Source organism: Thalassobacter stenotrophicus, assembly GCF_001458315.1.
GTDB classification, from domain to species: domain Bacteria; phylum Pseudomonadota; class Alphaproteobacteria; order Rhodobacterales; family Rhodobacteraceae; genus Thalassobacter; species Thalassobacter stenotrophicus.
The window spans coordinates 346,036-363,314 of record NZ_CYRX01000025.1 but is presented as its reverse complement, the minus strand read 5'-3'; the positions used below and the strand labels follow the sequence as shown (position 1 = coordinate 363,314).

The window sequence follows — 17,279 nt, the reverse complement described above, 5'->3', positions numbered from 1 at the left end:
ACCGAAGCCGCGCCAGACCAATCGGGGATCATTGCCCAAACATCTGGAACGGGTTGAGGTGGTCATCGAACCTGAACATTCCTGTGCCTGTGGAGCCGAGCGTCATGTCATTGGCGAAGATGTCAGCGAACGGCTGGACATCATTCCCGCACAGTTCCGGGTGATTGTCACCCGTCGTCCCAAATACGCCTGCCGGTCCTGCGAGGGCGGGATTGCTCAGGTCTCGGCACCAGCCCACATAATCGCGGGCGGTATGCCAACCGAGGCCACCTTGGCCCATGTGCTCGTCTCAAAATACGCGGACCATCTGCCGCTTTATCGGCAGGCGCAAATCTATAGCCGCCAGGGGATCGATCTGGATCGCTCGACCCTAGCTGCGTGGGTTGGTAAGTCGGCGTTCGAACTGACCCCGGTCTATGAGGCGCTGATGGGCGATCTGAAGCGCTCAACAAAGCTCTTCATGGATGAAACCCCTGCACCCGTTCTGGCGCCCGGGCGTAAACGCACCAAAACGGGATACTTCTGGGCCCTTGCCCGCGATGACAGGCCATGGGGTGGCGATGATCCACCTAGTGTGGCGTTCACCTATGCGCCCGGTCGGTCGGGGCAGCATGCAGACGACATTCTGAAAGGCTTCAGCGGCACCCTGCAGGTCGATGGATACGCAGGCTATAACCGCCTGCTCAAACGTCCTGCGCAGGATGTGACATTGGCCTATTGCTGGGCGCACGCACGGCGTAAATTGCACGATGTTACCCAGTCCGGCGCAGCCCCGATCGCGCAGGAGGGCTTGGGCCAAATCCAGGCGCTCTATCGTATCGAAAAAGACCTGCGTGGCCAGAGCGCCGACCAACGATGCGCTGTACGGCAGGAACGCTCAAAACCCATTGTCGAAGCCTTCGGTACTTGGCTCGCCCAAAGCCGCGCCCGCGTCTCGGCCAAATCGCCGACCGGAGAAGCACTGAAATATATCGCCAAATACTGGGACGGCCTGTGCCTGTTCCTCGGCGATGGCCGCATCGAACTCGACAACAACCCTGTCGAGCGCACCATCCGCCCCATCGCTCTGAGCCGTAAAAACGCGCTCTTCGCAGGACATGATGCAGGCGCACAAAACTGGGCCGTCATCGCGTCCCTGATCGAGACCTGTAAACTCAACGGGATCGCACCGCATGACTATTTGTCCGGCGTACTGACGGCCATCGCCGCAGGGCACAAACAAACTGACATCAACGACCTATTGCCCTGGAACTACGCGAAGCCCGTGTGACTGGCGCACCGCTTACAGTTAATCTCAACGTGTTCGATCATTTTTGAAGTAACGCCCAGACCATTTTCCTTCAGCAGATCACAAAGCCTCTCACCGTCGATCAGATCAATAGCAATTGCACCGTCTCGTGTTGCCTCGTCAGAAGCTTGAGCCGTGAAAGTTCCAGTGGTTATAAAGAGGCCCTTGTCGGCTCGGCCTTGTAGCGCGCCACGAAAGTCCCGAATTTCTCTCGAGCCAACACTTCCTTTCCAGCGTTTGCATTGGAAGTAAACCTGGAACGAAACTAGGTTGACGCGTAGGACGCCTACACCGTCGATGCCGCCATCACCCGTCTTACCTCGGACTTCCACCTTCGTAAAACCCGACTCCCGCAATAGTCGTTGTGAGAGTCTTTCAAATGCGTCCGGTTCAATCTCAAGTAAAGTCGACAAGAGCGACTGCTGCCAGTGCGAGTTCTGCTGTTCCTCGTCTTCTTTGACCGAAGTGCCTTCAAACTCAAGTTGTTGCTGGTTGATTGGTGATGACTTCTTTTGCGCTTTCTTCTTTTGCGCGTCTCTCCGCTTGGCTCGTGCTCGCTCGCGCTCTTCTTGATTGACCTGATCATAGATTGTTTGCGTTTCGCGCTTGTTCTCGATTGTTCTCGATTGTTGAACCTTGAGAAGTTAAATTCCATATCCCCCGCGCAGAGTTTTCTATGGCACCTCCTCTCCGCAAAAAAGTTCTGGCCCAAGCTAGGTAGTAGTTCGCTCTGAGCCTCGGATCGTCACCTTTCATCGGGATGGCTTGCTCGGCTTCAGTTACACCCTCAAGCTCTAAGATTTTTTCGTCTAACTCGTTGATATTTGCCGACCCGCCCAAATCTCGAAGAGCACCAAGCGTCACAAGCATCATTGCAGGCAAATCTGGCAACCCGTCAGGTTCAATCAAAAATGTGCGGCCCATCATGTCGTTTCTTTCCTCACTCAAACATCCAACTCCTCCACGAACCTCGCATTCTGTTGGATATACTCAAACCGCTTCTCGGGCTTCTTGCCCATCAGGCGCTCGACCAAGTCTCCGGTTTCGCCCGGCATGTCCTCATCCACCGTCACGCGGATCAGCTTACGGGTTGCGGGGTTCATTGTCGTGTCTTTCAGGTCCTTCGCGTCCATCTCGCCCAGACCCTTGAAGCGGCTTACGTCGATTTTGCCTTTGCCGCCCACGCCCTTTTCCATCCACGCGTCGCGTTCGGCTTCATCTAGGCAATAGACCCGCTTGGCGCCTTGGGTCAGGCGGAACAGCGGCGGACAGGCAAGATAGAGATGGCCCATGTCGATCATCGGGCGCATTTGCGTAAAGAAGAACGTCATCAGCAGTGAGGCGATGTGGGCGCCGTCGACGTCCGCATCGGTCATGATGATGATCTTGTCGTACCGCAGGTCCTCAACGTTGAACTTACTGCCCAGCCCCACGCCCAGCGCCTGTGTCAGATCCGAAATCTCGGCGTTTGAGGTCAGTTTGTTCGACGCGGCCCCCAAGACGTTGAGGATTTTGCCGCGCAAAGGCAGGAGCGCTTGGGTCTTGCGGTCCCGGGCCATTTTGGCCGAACCACCCGCCGAGTCGCCCTCGACGATGAACAGCTCCGTGCCCTCGCGGTTGGCGTTCGAGCAATCAACCAGTTTGCCCGGGAGGCGCAGGCGCTTGGTCGCGGATTTCCGCGCCGTTTCCTTTTCCTGCCGCCGCTTAAGCCGCTCTTCGGCGCGCAGCACGAGGAAATCGAGGATCGCGCCCGCCGCTTTGGTATCTGCGGCCAGCCAGTTGTCAAAGTGATCGCGGACGGCGTTTTCGGTCATCCGCCCCGCTTCGGTCGTGGCAAGGCGGTCCTTGGTTTGACCCACGAACTCAGGCTCTGCGATGAAACAGCTGACCAAGGCGCAGCCGCCCGTGGTCAGGTCATCGCGCGTAATGGACGCGGCCTTTTTGTTGTTCGACAGCTCACCGTAGGCTTTGATGCCCTTCAGGATCGCGGCCCAAAAGCCTGCCTCATGGGTGCCGCCCTCGGGCGTGGGTACGGTGTTACAGTAGGACTGGATGAAACCATCGCGCGATGGGGTCCAGTTGATTGCCCATTCGACCTTACCGGGTTGGCCGAATTTCTCATTGAAATCGACGGTGCCCGCAAAAGGCGTATCGGCGTAAGTCGCCGCTGTGCCCAGCGTTTCGCGCAGGTAATCGGCCAGCCCGCCAGGAAAGTGAAAGACCGCATCGGTCGGGGTCTCACCATCCTCAATCGCCGATTTCCAACGGATTTCAACGCCTGAGAACAGATAGGCCTTGGAGCGGATGGATTTAAACAGGCGTGCGGGTTTGAACCGATGCGCGCCGAAAATCTGTGCATCCGCATGGAAGGTCACTTGGGTGCCACGCCGGTTGGGGGCTGCACCGATTTTCTCTACCGGGCCTTGGGGGATGCCGCGGGAAAAGCGTTGCTCCCACAGCTCACGATCACGGGCGACTTGGACAACCATCAGGTCCGATAGCGCGTTCACAACCGAGGCCCCCACCCCGTGCAAACCGCCCGACGTCTGATAGGCCTTGCCCGAGAATTTGCCGCCCGCGTGTAGGGTGCACAAGATCACCTCTAGCGCGGATTTGTCGGGAAACTTGGGGTGTGGGTCGATTGGGATGCCGCGCCCGTTATCCTTGATCGTGACAGAGTAGTCGGCGTGCAGTTCCACCTCGATGCGGTTGGCGTGGCCTGCGACCGCCTCATCCATAGAGTTATCGAGGACTTCGGCCACAAGGTGGTGCAAGGCGCGTTCGTCCGTGCCGCCGATATACATACCGGGGCGTTTGCGGACGGGTTCCAGCCCCTCAAGGACTTCGATGGAGGTCGCGTCATATGTGTCGGCATTTGCGCCTGAGAGAAGGTCGTCGGCCATGGAGGTACTGCTTCTTGTGTGAGGTTTGGGGCAGTATGGCCCATGTTGGGGCGCGGGGAAAGATGGTGCGGTGATGCGGGTGTGCCGATGGCGTGGTTTTCTGGGGGCGCATGACCCGACGTACCGCCCGAGGGCTGGGCGCATTAATCATTGACCCACGCGGTTTGGGCTGTAGCTGTGGGGCAAACGCGCAAACCGGACCCGACTGATGCTAAATACCGACCCGATCCCTGCCCCGAACGCACGCCTCAAGGATGCTGCGAACTGGCGATACCTGCTCAAGGAATTCTATGAGATGTATCGCCACCTGCCTTCGGGTGGGTCGGACCGGATCCGTGCGCACCTGCGCAACGCGCGCGAAGCGATCAGCCGGGTTCAGAAAGCCAACCCAGAGATGTCCTTTGACCCGCCCTGCAATTTGCCGGTGACGGATCATCTGGGGCGCGCGCTCGATGAGGGACGTCAGGACCGCATGGCCCCTGTTGTGCGCACGCTGGAGCGTGTCGCGCCCGAGCTGAGCTGGCGCTATGGGTACGAAAAGGTCCCACGCGGGCTGGCGCGCAGCTATGGCTACGCCGAGATCGCGGGGCCGAGCGGGCCGATTGTGACCGATGAGATCATCCTTGGGGTGGTTCTGTTCGCCCCAGATTGCACCTATCCGGCCCATGCGCACAAGGGCATCACTGAAAGCTACATCTGCCTCAGCGGCGCTGTCTCGGAAAACCACCAAGGCGTGTATGCGGCGGGCTCGCTGATCCATAACCCGCCAGAGCATTTGCACCGGATCACGGTTGGGCGCGATGAACCCGCCCTGCTGGCCTATGCGTGGTGCGGCGCCCGCGAGGATTTGGCTGGGCAAAAGATGAACTTCTCACGCCCCCGGGGGCCCAAGGCTTAGTCGTCACGACACTAGTGACAGTGATAAGGCTTGGAACCGGCGTGGCAGCACTGGCCGGATGGGCTATCTTTGCGACAGCCGCCTCCATGCTCCGGCGTTGAGGCCGTAGTAGCGAGTGGCAATTGTACAGCAAAAGCAACAACGGGCCCGGTCAGGCAAAACATTGCAAAAGTGGCAACAATCAAAGAATGACGCATTAATTTCTTGCTCCCTGTAATGGTGCGTTAACAATTAATTAACCTACGTCAATGAATTCTGTCGCGCTAAATCAATAGCCACCTGAATTTATTGAGCACCGGCCGGACTGCCCTCTCCTTGGCACCTAGTCGTTTGACATAGCGCAAAGCGCATTGCGCTCCGACCTGTCACACCTGCATCGCACATGATGACAGGAGACACTGATGGACGGCATCCCCCCTGCCCCTGAACCCGGCACCTTTCCCACCGTGACCGCCGACAAAATCCGCGAGGCGTTTGAGACGGGCAAATACCCCTACAGCCACAAGATCGCGCGCCGGACGTATGAGGCCGAAAAGGCCGCTCTGCAGGCGGAACTGCTGAAGGTGCAGCTTTGGGCGGCTGAGACGGGCCAGAAATTTGTGATGCTGTTTGAGGGCCGGGATGCGGCAGGCAAAGGTGGAACGATCAAACGGTTCACCGAACACCTCAACCCTCGCTCTGCGCGTGTTGTCGCCCTGAACAAACCCACCGATCGGGAGCGCGGGCAGTGGTATTATCAACGCTATGTGCATCACCTGCCGACGGACGGCGAAATGGTTCTGTATGATCGGTCGTGGTACAACCGCGCCGGGGTTGAGCGGGTCATGGGGTTTTGCACGCCTGCCGAATACCTCGAATTCATGCGCCAAACCCCTGAGTTGGAGAGGATGCTGACCCGGTCGGGCATAAGGCTCTATAAGTATTGGTTCTCGGTCACGCAGGCCGAACAAAAGCGCCGCTTTGAAAGCCGTGAGACGGACCCCCTGAAACGGTGGAAGCTATCGCCTATCGACAAAGCCTCGCTCGGGAAGTGGGACGCGTATACCGAAGCCAAAGAGGCAATGTTCTTTTATACCGACACCGCAGATGCGCCCTGGACGATTGTCAAATCCAATGACAAAAAGCGCGCACGGCTGAACTGTATGCGTCATTTCCTCAGCACCCTCGATTATCCCGACAAGGACACGAATGTCGCCACCCCACCCGATCCGCTGATCGTGGGGCACGCCAGTCATGTGATCCAAAAGTCTGATCATTTGCTTGCCGCGCGCCTGACCAACTAGGCGCGCCGCCGCGCGGGCTGGTTGAGGAGAGCCGCCCGCGCGTTTTATCCATCCCAAGCGAGACGAGCGGCCAAGGCATTTGATCTCGTCCCCGGCCCTTGCTACGATCATGCCCTAGGGTGCGTCCAATATCCGCCCTGCTCCACGGGTTTTGAGCAAATGACCCGGGCCGTTCGGCCCACATACGGATGCGCTGGAGGAAAGCTTGGCTTTGTTGGTAGTTCTCCCTTGCAACACACCTCGATTCACCCTATCGGTGCGCGCTCACGCCCCACGCCGTTACAAGCGGGCTGGACCGCATAGGCGAGCCAGTGTAGGGGTGCCCGAAATTTCCACTTCGGGGGCATCTGCCCCCCACAACGAATAGGGTGTCCCATGGCAGTCCCTCAGAATAAAATCACGAAATCGCGCCGCAACATGCGTCGTGCACACGATGCGCTCGTGGCTGATAACCCCGCTGAATGCTCCAACTGTGGTGAGCTGAAGCGCCCCCACCACGTGTGTGGCGCATGCGGTCACTATGCAGACCGCGAAGTGGTCGCACAGGCCACTGACATCGATCTAGACGACGACGCAGCCTAAGCGCATACTGCGCGGAGAGCCTCCGGAGACAACATTGGCAAAACGGCCCGGCCCGGCACAGCGTCCAGCTGTGATTTCCATCGACGCGATGGGCGGCGACCTTGGGCCCAAGGCCGTTGTTTCAGGTATGGCTATCTCTGCCAGTAAAAATCCGGACATTAAGTTCATCGTGCATGGCCACGGGCCCAAGCTTTCAGAGCTTGTGGCCCGCAAGCGCGTTTTGGATGGCCGGGTTGAAATTCGTCACGCGGACGATGTCGTCTCGATGGATGACAAACCCAGCCACGTGATGCGTCACGGAAAGGGGACCTCGATGTGGTCCGCACTAGAAGCCGTGCGCGCAGGCGAGGCTGAAACGTGCCTGTCCTGCGGGAACACTGGGGCGCTTATGGCGCTTAGCATGGTGCGGTTACGCAAACTGCCCGGCGTGAACCGGCCTGCCATCGCGATCCTCTGGCCCTCTCGCAATCCGGGGGGCTTTAACGTCATGCTGGATGTAGGCGCGGACATCCGGGCTGAGGCGCAGGACCTGCACCAATACGCGTTGATGGGCATGTCCTATGCGCGCAACGGTCTGGGTCTGCAACGGCCCCGTGTTGGCATTTTGAATGTCGGCACCGAAGAACACAAAGGCCGCCCCGAATTGCATGAGGCGCATGACATCATCGCCGCTTCAGCCGATGCCAACAAATATGAATTTGTCGGCTTTGTTGAGGGCGGCGACATCCCCTCGAACCGCGTGGACGTGATTGTCACGGACGGGTTCACCGGGAATGTCGCGCTGAAAACAGCCGAAGGTACGGCCAGTTTCATCTCTGAGGCACTGCGCACCGCGTTCCAAGCCACGCCCCTGTCCAAAATCGCGGCTCTACTGGCGATGACGTCCCTAAGACGGCTCAAAAAGCGGATCGATCCGCGGCGCGTCAATGGTGGCGTTTTTCTGGGCCTGAACGGGACAGTCGTAAAATCCCACGGATCCGCAGATGCGACCGGCGTTTCCGCCGCGATCAAACTGTCGTGGGACTTGGCGCAAACCGGATTTTCTGACCGCCTCGCAGCGCGTCTTGCATCTACTCAGTCTACAGGTCAAAGTGTTAACAAAACCGAGGCTGGGTTAACCCCCGAAAAGACCGATCAAGGCATCTAACATGAGCGTAATCCGATCCGTTGTGCGTGGTGTGGCCCACTATCTGCCCGACCGCGTTGTGGAGAACGCAGAATTTGAGACTTGGGTCGAGACATCCGACGCTTGGATTCGATCCCGCTCAGGGATTGAGCGGCGTCATTTCGCGGCCGAGGGGCAAACCACATCTGATCTTGCGACCCGCGCAGCACAGGCCGCCCTTGCGGACGCTGGCATGGATGCCTCGCAGATCGACGCCATTGTCGTCGCGACATCTACCCCCGATTTCACCTTCCCGTCCGTGGCGACAATGGTCCAAGGCGCCCTTGGGATGGAGCGCGGCTTTGCCTTTGATATCCAAGCGGTATGTGCGGGCTTTGTTTACGCCCTGACCAACGCGAACGGTCTGATTCTGTCGGGCCAAGCTGAGCGCGTTTTGGTCATCGGTGCAGAAACATTCTCCCGGATTATGAACTGGGAAGACCGCACCACCAGCGTTTTGTTCGGCGACGGCGCGGGCGCCTTGGTGTTGGAAAAAGCCGAAGGCGAAGGCACTTCAGACGACCGCGGCATCCTTGCCACGGACCTCAATTCCGACGGTCGCTTCCGCGAAATTCTGTACGTTTCGGGGGGGCCATCCGCCACCCAAAGCACCGGCCACCTGATTATGGAAGGCAAGGAAGTCTTCCGCCATGCCGTTGAAAAGCTTGCCACTTGTACCGTTGATGTCGTCGCCAAAGCGGGCCTTACGACCGACGATATCGACTGCGTGATCCCCCATCAGGCAAACCTGCGGATCATCAAACGCACCGCCGACAAACTGGGCATTGATGAGAGCAAAGTTGTCATCACCGTCCAAGATCATGGCAACACGTCGGCGGCGTCCATTCCGCTTGCGATGTCTGTGGGCAAGCAGCGCGGTCAGGTTCGTGAGGGCGATTTGGTCGTAACCGAAGCCATTGGCGGCGGCCTTGCATGGGGCGCTGTGGTGCTACGCTGGTAACCGCTCATTTGATGCGCGAAGAACATCTGCCAAGTGCTTGTTATTGACTCGAAAACCGCTGTGCCCCAATGTGGGTAAAACATGGCGAGGGACCCGGATATGACTTCAAAAACACTGACACGCATGGATCTGAGCGAAGCGGTTTTCCGCGAAGTCGGTCTGTCGCGCAACGAAAGCGCACAATTGGTTGAGCAGGTTTTGCTGCACATGTCCGACGCGCTGGTCCAGGGCGAGCAGGTCAAGATCAGCTCCTTCGGGACGTTCTCCGTCCGTGAGAAATCCGCCCGCGTGGGTCGCAACCCCAAAACCGGCGAAGAAGCCCCCATCCCGCCACGTCGCGTGCTGACCTTCCGCCCATCGCACCTGATGAAAGATCGCGTCGCGACTGGTAACAAAGCCTAACAAACTGTTCACGCGGAGCGGCCCAAAGTGCCGCCTCCATCCAACAGTTGAGGGGGAGTTATGAGCAAAAGCGCTGATGCCTTTCGCACGATCCGCGAGGTTGCGGATTGGTTGGGCGTGCCGACCCATGTTTTGCGGTTTTGGGAAAGCAAATTTGACGTCGTCAGTCCCGTAAAGGGGCCCGGCGGCCGTCGGTATTACCGCCCCAATGACATGCGCCTTTTGGGCGGTATCCGCGTGCTACTGCATGATCAGGGCATGACCATTCGTGGCGTGCAAAAGATGATCTCCGAGGATGGGGTCGCCCCGATTGAGGCTCTCTCGCCCGAGCCGGCCTTTGCGGACCCAAAGACCAAACCCTCTTCCTCACGGACCGCACGGCGCGGCGCCAATCGGCGCGTCGTCAAAGAGGACGCGAATGCGGGCGGGACCGGACGCGGCGGTCTCTATGACCTCGATGCTTTGTCCGAAGAAACCCCGCCTGCCCCATCCGAAGCTCCCATGGTGCATGTTGAGCCTGAACCGGTTGAGGCCGAAGTTCTCAGCTTTGCCAATGCCTTGCAAAAGAACGCCGCACCAGTTGAAGAGGTGCCTGAGCCGGCAGAAGAGCCACTTATCCTCGACAGCGCACACCAAATCGTGGACGACGCAATCGCCCCCGAACTCCCGCTAGAGCCACCATCGCCCGAAATCACTGAACACGCTATGGCCCGCGCGCTGACCGCAAAAGCCGCCGCCAAGCGGGACACAAACACCGCGCTCAGCGTCCAAAACCGCGCCAAGCTTGACCTTGTGGCCCGCCGGATCAAGCTTCTGAGCGACCGGATCAGTGCCGAGCTGAAATCCTGACGTGACGCTGGCTTTCGCACAGGGAAACACGACGAAAAAAGGTCGGACATTCGGGGCAATTGCCGCTTGCAGCCCCGAAAAAATACCTTATACGGACCGCATAGTCGGGCTATGGCGCAGCCTGGTAGCGCGTCCGTCTGGGGGACGGAAGGTCGCAGGTTCGAGTCCTGCTAGCCCGACCACCGACTGCAAAGCCGCAGGCCATTTGGCACTGCGGCTTTTGCTGTTCATAGGGGTAAGAAAATGACACACGGGGTTCTCCCTTCTCAGGCCCTAGAGGCGATGTTGGACCGCGGTGAAATCGCCGTGACCGCACCACTGGTCGACGGTCAGGTACAGCCAGCATCGCTCGATCTACGCCTTGGCACAGTGGCTTACCGCGTCCGCGCCTCGTTTCTTGCGGGTGCTGGCACGCCGGTGGCAGACCGCCTCGCAGATTTTGAGATGCACCGCATGTCGCTTGACGGTGGCGCAGTCCTTGAAAAGGGCTGCGTCTATCTTGTTCCCCTGATGGAAAGCCTCGCCCTCCCCACCGGGATCACTGCGGTGGCGAACGCAAAGTCCTCCACAGGACGGCTAGATCTCCTGACCCGTGTCATCACCGATGGCGGCACCGAATTCGACCGTATCCCCGAAGGCTACGCCGGTCCCCTCTACGCCGAAATCTGCCCCCGCTCGTTCAGCGTTTTGGTCCGGCCCGGCATGCGCCTCAACCAAATCCGCTTCCGCCAAGGCGAGGCCGTCCTGTCCGACAGTGCGATGGCCGCCCTGCACACACAAACGCCACTGGTGGATGGCACGCCACTCATCTCCGAAGGTTTGGGCTTCTCTGTCGATCTCAAACCCAGCGAAGGCGATCTGGTCGGCTACCGCGCCAAACCGCACACCGGCGTGATCGATCTCGACAACATTGGCCACTACACGCCGCGCGACTACTGGGAAGAAGTCCGCACATCCGATGGCCGCATCATCCTAGACCCTGGCGCGTTCTACATCCTCGTCAGCCGCGAAGCCGTCACGATCCCCCCCCAATACGCCGCCGAAATGGCGCCCTATTTGGCTATGGTCGGCGAATTCCGGGTCCATTACGCGGGCTTCTTCGACCCCGGATTTGGCCACGGCGTCCCGGCCCGCGGCGTTCTTGAGGTCCGCTGCCACGAAGCCCCCTTCGTCCTCGAACATGGCCAAGTGGTTGGGCGTTTGGTCTATGAAGGCATGACCGAGGTCCCAAATGTCCTCTACGGTGCAGATATGAAAAGCAATTATCAGGGCCAAGGTCTCAAACTGTCCAAACACTTCGCCGCCCCCTAGGCCACGCCCGCCGCTTCCTTTGTTCCCTAAATACTCCCCAGAGCGCGAGAGAGGATCTCTCGCTTTGGCGACGCCGTCAGGCGGCGCAAAACCTCACGCCTGATGAAACGGGCAACTCGCCTGCTGCTCGGACGTTAACCGATCAAACGGCAGCACATAGGTATGCACCAAAAACACCAGCGCATCCGTCCGAGGCAGGCGCAAAATCGTCTGACGCTCGGCCCGCAAATAGCGCGGCGTTCCCTTGGGCGGGATCCGCGGCGCGGTCTCGGAATGGGGCTGATACAGCTCTGCATCGTGATACATCAGCGCATTCGCCCGCCACAGCGGTTGGCCCACGCGCACACGCTCGAACATGCGTTCAACCCTTGCCGCGACGGGCGCGTAGCTGGACACGGGGCGGTGTATCGCCTCCAATGGCTGCATAAACTTCTCGGCCAAGGTCCACGCCGCCGGAAAGCACAACAAAGCCCCCGTCAAAACGAACGCACCCTCGCGCTTTTGTAGCACAACGACATCCTCTTGGATCAACGCGCCCAAGCTCTCTAGCGGCGCGTCGCACGTGGGTACGACCACCCGTCCATCGGGACAGCGCACAGCATCGCCCTGCCGCTCAAACCCCGCGGGCAATGCCCCCAGAACCACCTCCAACGCTTCACGCGCAGCGGTTTCTGCGGCAGGATCAAGCGCCAAAACCTGGGGTCTACGTGCCTTTATCAACCGCGTTTTGTGGGCCATTTGTGCGGCATATGCCTCATCCACAATCAGCCAATCGCCCTCAACCGGGCGCATCCCCGGCAGCCGCGCAAGCGCGGGGTCAGACCACGGCGTAAAGGGCAGATGTTTCTGCAAAATGTCCATTTGCGCCCTCTTGGCCGGTGAATCGTGTCGCTTATGCCGCAGAAGGCGCCGAAATGCACGGCACACTCATGGATAAGGAGGCCCCCATGAACCAGCATTATCGCACCACCCGCAAGATTGACCCCAGCAAAGGCACCCACCTTTTAGACGGGACGCCAAACGACAATGACCGGATGGAGATTGGACCCACCAAGCTGGCCTATGATGAATGGGAAGCCGCCGATCTGATCCTGCCCGATTTGGCCGCCATGCGCGCCTATCGCCACCGCCGGCTCGTTGATGCAGTCGTAGCCCGGGATTTGGGCGGTGTGTTGATGTTCGACCCGCTCAACATCCGCTATGCCACCGACAGCACCAACATGCAGCTGTGGAACACACACAACCCGTTCCGCGCGGTGTTGGTCTGTGCCGATGGCTATATGGTCATCTGGGACTATAAGAATGCCAAGTTCCTCAGTGCCTTCAACCCGTTGGTCCAAGAACAACGCTCTGGCGCGGATCTGTTCTACTTTGGACGTGGCGACAAAATCGACATCGCCGCTGACACCTTTAGCAATGAGGTCCGCACCCTGATCGAAGCCCACGGCGGCGGCAACATGCGGCTGGCCGCGGACAAGCCGATGGTGCACGGCCTGCGCGCGCTTGAGGCGCAGGGGTTTGAGGTCACGGACGGCGAAGAATTGACCGAAAAAGCCCGGTCCATCAAAGGTCCGGATGAGATTTTGGCCATGCGCTGTGCCTCTCATGCCTGTGAGGCCGCGTGCTATGAGATGGAAAAGGCCTGCGCGCCGGGCCTGAGCGAGGACGAGGTTTGGGCCGTTCTGCACGCCGAAAACATCAAACGCGGCGGTGAATGGATCGAAACGCGGCTCTTGTCCTCTGGCCCACGCACCAATCCTTGGTTCCAAGAATGCGGCCCGCGCATCATTCAAAACAATGAAATCGTGGCCTTTGACACCGATCTGGTGGGGTCATACGGGATTTGCGTGGATATTTCGCGCACGTGGTGGGTGGGCGACGCTGACCCTCGCCCCGACATGATTGAAGCCATGCGCCACGGGGTCGAGCACATCCAAACCAACATGGAGATGCTCAAACCCGGCGTGCCTTTGCGTGATCTGACGTTCAATGCACACAAACTCAAGCCAGAGTATCAGGAGTTGAAGTACGGCTGCCTGATGCATGGCGTAGGCCTGTGCGATGAATGGCCTCTGATCCGCTATCCCGACCACCACGTTGAGGGGGCGTTTGATGGCCACCTAGAGGCCGGGATGGTCCTGTGTGTTGAGGCGTTAATTTCCCCCAAAGGCGGTGATTTCTCTATCAAGCTAGAGGATCAAGTCCTGATCACCGAAGATGGGTACGAAAACCTGACCAAATACCCCTTCGATCCCCGTTTGATGGGGCACTAGCCCTCCGGAAGGGGATTGTTAATGCGGGCCTGCTAGGCTGTCGTGATCCGTGCGGTGCACGGGCTTCGATGGATAGGCAGGCCCCTTGAGTTTTCATCCCCATGACCCCGTGATTTCGGTGCAATCCCCGCAAAGGGGCAGCTATCCGATGACCGTGCGCACGATCTGCGTGGCTCCGGGGCAAATGCTCCGCGAGGGGGAGCGTATTGCCGAACTGCTTGAACCCTCGGGCCGGTGGGTCTGTCTGATCGCGACTGAGGCTGCGGGCCAGATCAAGGCCGTGCGTGTCCGGATTGGCGATGAATTAACTGGCCCGACGGAGCTTGCCTCGATCTTTGTGGCCAGACGGCCCAATCCTGCGGATGCGCCCTTAACCGGGGCCGTGCGCCGCATAGCGCTTGAGACACTGGAGGCCGAGGTCGCCCCCGCACCGCCGCGCCTCCCGATCACCCCCATCCGCCTGCTTGGGCGCACCACGGATGATGTATCCCATCCGGTGGACACCGAGGGGCTGGCGCAGCAATTTCTTCAACATAAACTGCTAATTGCGGGGTGTTTCTTGTCCATTATTCTCGCGTTCGGGGTGGTCAGTACCGGCACCGTACAACCCCGCCTTGATCCGCCAGAAGTTTCAATGGATCAGCTGTGGTCCGAAATGCGGGCCGCCCGCATCGCCGCTGCAGAGGCGGAAAATGCCCGTGAAGGCGATGACCTTTCGACCCGCGCCGCCGATCAAAAGCGCGCCTTGGCGCTGGCCCGTGATGGACCACCTGGCAACGCAGCTTGCGCAGGTTTCTTCGTTGGCAGGCAGCTGCCCGGCTGGCATGTCACGCGCGGGGTGCGGCGCGTCACCTATCTGGACCCGGATCGCGGTGTCGGCGCATTTATTTGGACCAAGTCACAGGTGCCGGGCACATTTTCCTGCGCGCATGAGCGGGAGTGATCGCCCCCTCACCACAGGTCCGCCACCAGCGGGACATGGTCCGATCCGGAATCGGGCGCGCGGCGGACCTTTGCATCCATCGTGGTGAATACGTGGTCAATCTGGATCGGATATCGCCACCATTCCGGCCCGCTGGGCAAACGGAACGTGGGCACCCAAGGCCCCATCCGCGTCACCCCCGCCGCGCGCGCCAAACGGCGCAGACGGTACGTGCCCGCCACCATGTTGAAATCGCCAGCCATGACGATCTCACCCTCCAACTTGGCCAAAGCGGTCTCCATGTAGTCCACTTGTGCAGGATCGTTGAACGGATAGGGCCACTTAGCATGGACCGAGACGACCCACACCGGGCCACCCGGCGTCTCGACCTGCAGGGCGACCAAGCCCATGGGGTACAGGCACAGAGGCTTGGTATCCGTCGCGGGCAACCGGCTCAGGACCATCACGGCGCCCACCGCGCCGTATCGGCAAAACGCCTGATGCGGATAGTCGGCGCGCAATTCCTCCAACAAGGAACGCTTGTTTTGGGACACTTCCTGAAACGTGATGACATCGGGCGACAGGGCCGCGATATTGGCCAGCGTCAGGCTGTGATCGCTTTGTGCGAAGAACAAATTGTTCTGGTACAGACGAAAACTGGGGGCCCCTTGCGCCTGCACCTGAAGCCCGGGCAGGCCCACGCCCCAGGTCATCGCCGTAACGCCAAAACCGACCGTGCCAAGCATCGCCACGATAGCCGCCCCGCGCCGCCGGATCGGCCACGCAAGCCCCGCACATATCAGGGCTGCGGCCAGCCAAATGGGGCGGAAGGTCGCCAGCGAGTCGCCCAAATCATGCACCGCCCCCAGCCACGACGCCCCCCAAACGACAGTGAAAAACCACGCCATTCTGTAGCATATGTCACGGAACATGGGTCGAAACCTCGCCTCAAGTCACGGCTGCGTGATCGCGGCCCGCCTACGCTTGAGCCCGCCTGCCCGCGCGCCCATTGTCAGTCTCAACCCTAATGATCGGACCTGTTCCATGCCAAGCCGCAAACTGACATTCACCGGCCATGATGGCGCGCAACTTGCCGCACGTCTGGATTTGCCCGAGGGGCCGCACCTTGCGACGGCGCTGTTTGCGCATTGTTTTACGTGTTCCAAGGATATCCCTGCCGCGCGCCGGATTTCGGGGCGGTTGGCGGCCATGGGGATCGCGGTGTTGCGGTTTGATTTCACCGGGCTTGGCCACTCGGAGGGAGAGTTCGCCAACACCTCCTTCACCTCAAACGTGGATGATATCGTAGCCGCCGCCGCGCATCTCAAATCCGAAGGGTTCGCGCCCAGCCTGCTGGTCGGCCACTCACTTGGCGGGGCAGCGGTTTTGCGCGCAGCGGGGGCCATCGCCTCGGCCAAAGCAGTGGTAACCATTGGCGCGCCCTCAGACCCGGGCCACGTCACTCATAATTTCGCCGACGCCCTGCCCCGGATCAAAGCGGATGGCAAAGCCCCCGTAATGCTGGGCGGCCGCCCGGTTATGATCGGCCAAGGGTTTGTGGAGGACGTGAGTGCCGCGGCCCTTACCCCGGCGATTGGCGCGTTGAACCGCGCGCTCTTGGTGCTGCACGCGCCGCGCGACGAAACCGTCGGCATCGAAAACGCCACGGCGATTTTTGCCGCCGCCAAACACCCCAAAAGCTTTGTCACGCTGGATAATGCAGACCACCTGATCACCCGCCCGGCGGACGCAGAATACGTAGCCGACGTAATCGCTGCATGGGCGGGACGGTATCTGGACCTGCGTGCGCCAGCCCCCCCCATCGGCGCGCCCGAAGGCGTGACCCGCGTATCAGAAGCGGATGCGAACGGCTTTTTGCAAGACGTCACATCTGGCAATGCGCATCACGCGCTGGCGGATGAACCCGTGGCCTATGGCGGCACGAACAAAGGCATGTCGCCCTATCAATTCCTTGCGGCGGGATTGGGCGCCTGTACGTCGATGACCGTGCGGATGTACGCCCGACGCAAGGGCTGGCCGCTGAGCCACATCAGCGTGGACGTCACCCACGACCGGATGCATGCCCAAGACGCGGGCACCCCGAATGAGCGGATTGATCGGTTTACCCGCGTGATCACGTTGGCCGGTGATTTGTCAGATGACCAGCATAAGCGCCTTGTTGAAATTGCAGATAAATGCCCTGTTCATAAAACGTTAGAGGCAGGCGCTAAAGTAAAAACCGTGCTGCGCGTTGCGGAAAATGAAGCTGCACCGGCGCCCCAAGACGCCTGACCGGCGGCGAAAGCGAACAGACCTAGCGGCCCGTAAGGCATTAATAATTTGCGACAGATCAAGGTGCGCGCCAGCCTTGCGAGATAATCTGTGCCCACGAATGGAGGGCACAGAATGCACACCCTTGAACGTTTGATCCTATCCCCGCGC

The 17,279-nt window shown here is 59.8% G+C and carries 17 protein-coding genes and 1 tRNA gene; 13 read left to right on the top strand and 5 right to left on the bottom strand.

The features are described 5' to 3' along the window. Positions 1-1,270: IS66 family transposase (gene tnpC / locus THS5294_RS08820; protein WP_058123476.1), on the top strand; the 1,270-nt coding region annotated here is incomplete at its 5' end. Here the strand turns inward: tnpC and THS5294_RS08815 are convergent. From THS5294_RS08815 to parE, 3 genes are all read right to left on the bottom strand, one after another. Beyond that, on the bottom strand, positions 1,252-1,701 hold the full coding sequence (locus THS5294_RS08815) for a restriction endonuclease (RefSeq protein WP_199484381.1): 450 nt from the start codon (positions 1,699-1,701) through the stop codon (positions 1,252-1,254). The two genes, tnpC and THS5294_RS08815, sit on opposite strands and share 19 nt — an antisense overlap. Before the next feature lie 169 nt (positions 1,702-1,870). Then, positions 1,871-2,236, bottom strand: a complete 366-nt coding sequence (locus THS5294_RS18025) for a winged helix-turn-helix domain-containing protein (protein WP_133244370.1) — start codon at positions 2,234-2,236, stop codon at positions 1,871-1,873. Continuing rightward, complete coding sequence (parE, locus tag THS5294_RS08810) at positions 2,233-4,191, bottom strand: DNA topoisomerase IV subunit B (RefSeq protein WP_058123454.1); 1,959 nt, start codon at positions 4,189-4,191, stop codon at positions 2,233-2,235. The genes THS5294_RS18025 and parE overlap by 4 nt, the downstream gene beginning before the upstream one ends. 208 nt (positions 4,192-4,399) lie before the next feature. On the opposite strand from parE, the gene THS5294_RS08805 reads away from it, so the two are divergent. The 9 genes from THS5294_RS08805 to THS5294_RS08765 all read left to right on the top strand — a co-directional run bounded on the left by THS5294_RS08805 (position 4,400) and on the right by THS5294_RS08765 (position 11,642). Next, positions 4,400-5,089 carry a dimethylsulfonioproprionate lyase family protein gene (locus tag THS5294_RS08805; protein WP_058123453.1) on the top strand — a complete coding sequence of 230 codons (690 nt, stop codon included), beginning with the start codon at positions 4,400-4,402 and terminating at the stop codon, positions 5,087-5,089. Between the two features lie 401 nt (positions 5,090-5,490). Then, the gene (gene ppk2, locus THS5294_RS08800; RefSeq protein ID WP_058123452.1) at positions 5,491-6,372 is read left to right on the top strand and encodes a polyphosphate kinase 2; all 882 of its coding nucleotides are present in this window, start codon (positions 5,491-5,493) and stop codon (positions 6,370-6,372) included. A 375-nt stretch (positions 6,373-6,747) separates the two neighbouring features. Beyond that, positions 6,748-6,954, top strand: a complete 207-nt coding sequence (gene rpmF / locus THS5294_RS08795) for a 50S ribosomal protein L32 (protein WP_038002534.1) — start codon at positions 6,748-6,750, stop codon at positions 6,952-6,954. Between the two features lie 34 nt (positions 6,955-6,988). After that, entirely contained in the window at positions 6,989-8,101 is a 1,113-nt protein-coding gene (gene plsX / locus THS5294_RS08790; protein ID WP_058123451.1) for a phosphate acyltransferase PlsX, read from the top strand. A gap of 1 nt (position 8,102) precedes the next feature. Beyond that, on the top strand, positions 8,103-9,080 hold the full coding sequence (locus THS5294_RS08785) for a beta-ketoacyl-ACP synthase III (RefSeq protein WP_058123450.1): 978 nt from the start codon (positions 8,103-8,105) through the stop codon (positions 9,078-9,080). Positions 9,081-9,179: 99 nt separating this feature from the next. Continuing rightward, positions 9,180-9,482, top strand: a complete 303-nt coding sequence (gene ihfA / locus THS5294_RS08780; protein WP_038002530.1) for an integration host factor subunit alpha — start codon at positions 9,180-9,182, stop codon at positions 9,480-9,482. Between the two features lie 60 nt (positions 9,483-9,542). Continuing rightward, a complete protein-coding gene (locus tag THS5294_RS18760) occupies positions 9,543-10,331 on the top strand; it encodes a MerR family transcriptional regulator (RefSeq protein ID WP_082644983.1) in 789 nt (262 codons plus the stop codon). 105 nt (positions 10,332-10,436) lie between these two features. Next, a tRNA-Pro gene (locus THS5294_RS08770) sits at positions 10,437-10,513 on the top strand. Positions 10,514-10,574: 61 nt separating this feature from the next. After that, positions 10,575-11,642, top strand: a complete 1,068-nt coding sequence (locus tag THS5294_RS08765; protein WP_058123449.1) for a 2'-deoxycytidine 5'-triphosphate deaminase — start codon at positions 10,575-10,577, stop codon at positions 11,640-11,642. A 93-nt stretch (positions 11,643-11,735) separates the two neighbouring features. On the opposite strand, the gene THS5294_RS08760 is transcribed toward THS5294_RS08765, so the two are convergent. Beyond that, positions 11,736-12,503 (bottom strand): heme-dependent oxidative N-demethylase family protein, encoded by a 768-nt coding sequence (locus THS5294_RS08760; protein ID WP_058123448.1) that lies wholly within the window; start codon positions 12,501-12,503, stop codon positions 11,736-11,738. Between the two features lie 86 nt (positions 12,504-12,589). On the opposite strand from THS5294_RS08760, the gene dddP reads away from it, so the two are divergent. Together dddP and THS5294_RS08750 are read left to right on the top strand one after the other, a co-directional pair. Beyond that, on the top strand, positions 12,590-13,915 hold the full coding sequence (gene dddP / locus THS5294_RS08755) for a dimethylsulfonioproprionate lyase DddP (RefSeq protein ID WP_058123447.1): 1,326 nt from the start codon (positions 12,590-12,592) through the stop codon (positions 13,913-13,915). An 85-nt stretch (positions 13,916-14,000) separates the two neighbouring features. Next, complete coding sequence (locus THS5294_RS08750; RefSeq protein WP_133244369.1) at positions 14,001-14,858, top strand: hypothetical protein; 858 nt, start codon at positions 14,001-14,003, stop codon at positions 14,856-14,858. Positions 14,859-14,866: 8 nt separating this feature from the next. Here THS5294_RS08750 and THS5294_RS08745 read toward each other — a convergent pair whose 3' ends face one another. Further along, entirely contained in the window at positions 14,867-15,769 is a 903-nt protein-coding gene (locus THS5294_RS08745; RefSeq protein WP_082644982.1) for an endonuclease/exonuclease/phosphatase family protein, read from the bottom strand. 112 nt (positions 15,770-15,881) lie between these two features. On the opposite strand from THS5294_RS08745, the gene THS5294_RS08740 reads away from it, so the two are divergent. Then, a complete protein-coding gene (locus THS5294_RS08740) occupies positions 15,882-17,129 on the top strand; it encodes a bifunctional alpha/beta hydrolase/OsmC family protein (RefSeq protein ID WP_058123444.1) in 1,248 nt (415 codons plus the stop codon). The last annotated feature ends 150 nt before the right edge of the window (positions 17,130-17,279 follow it).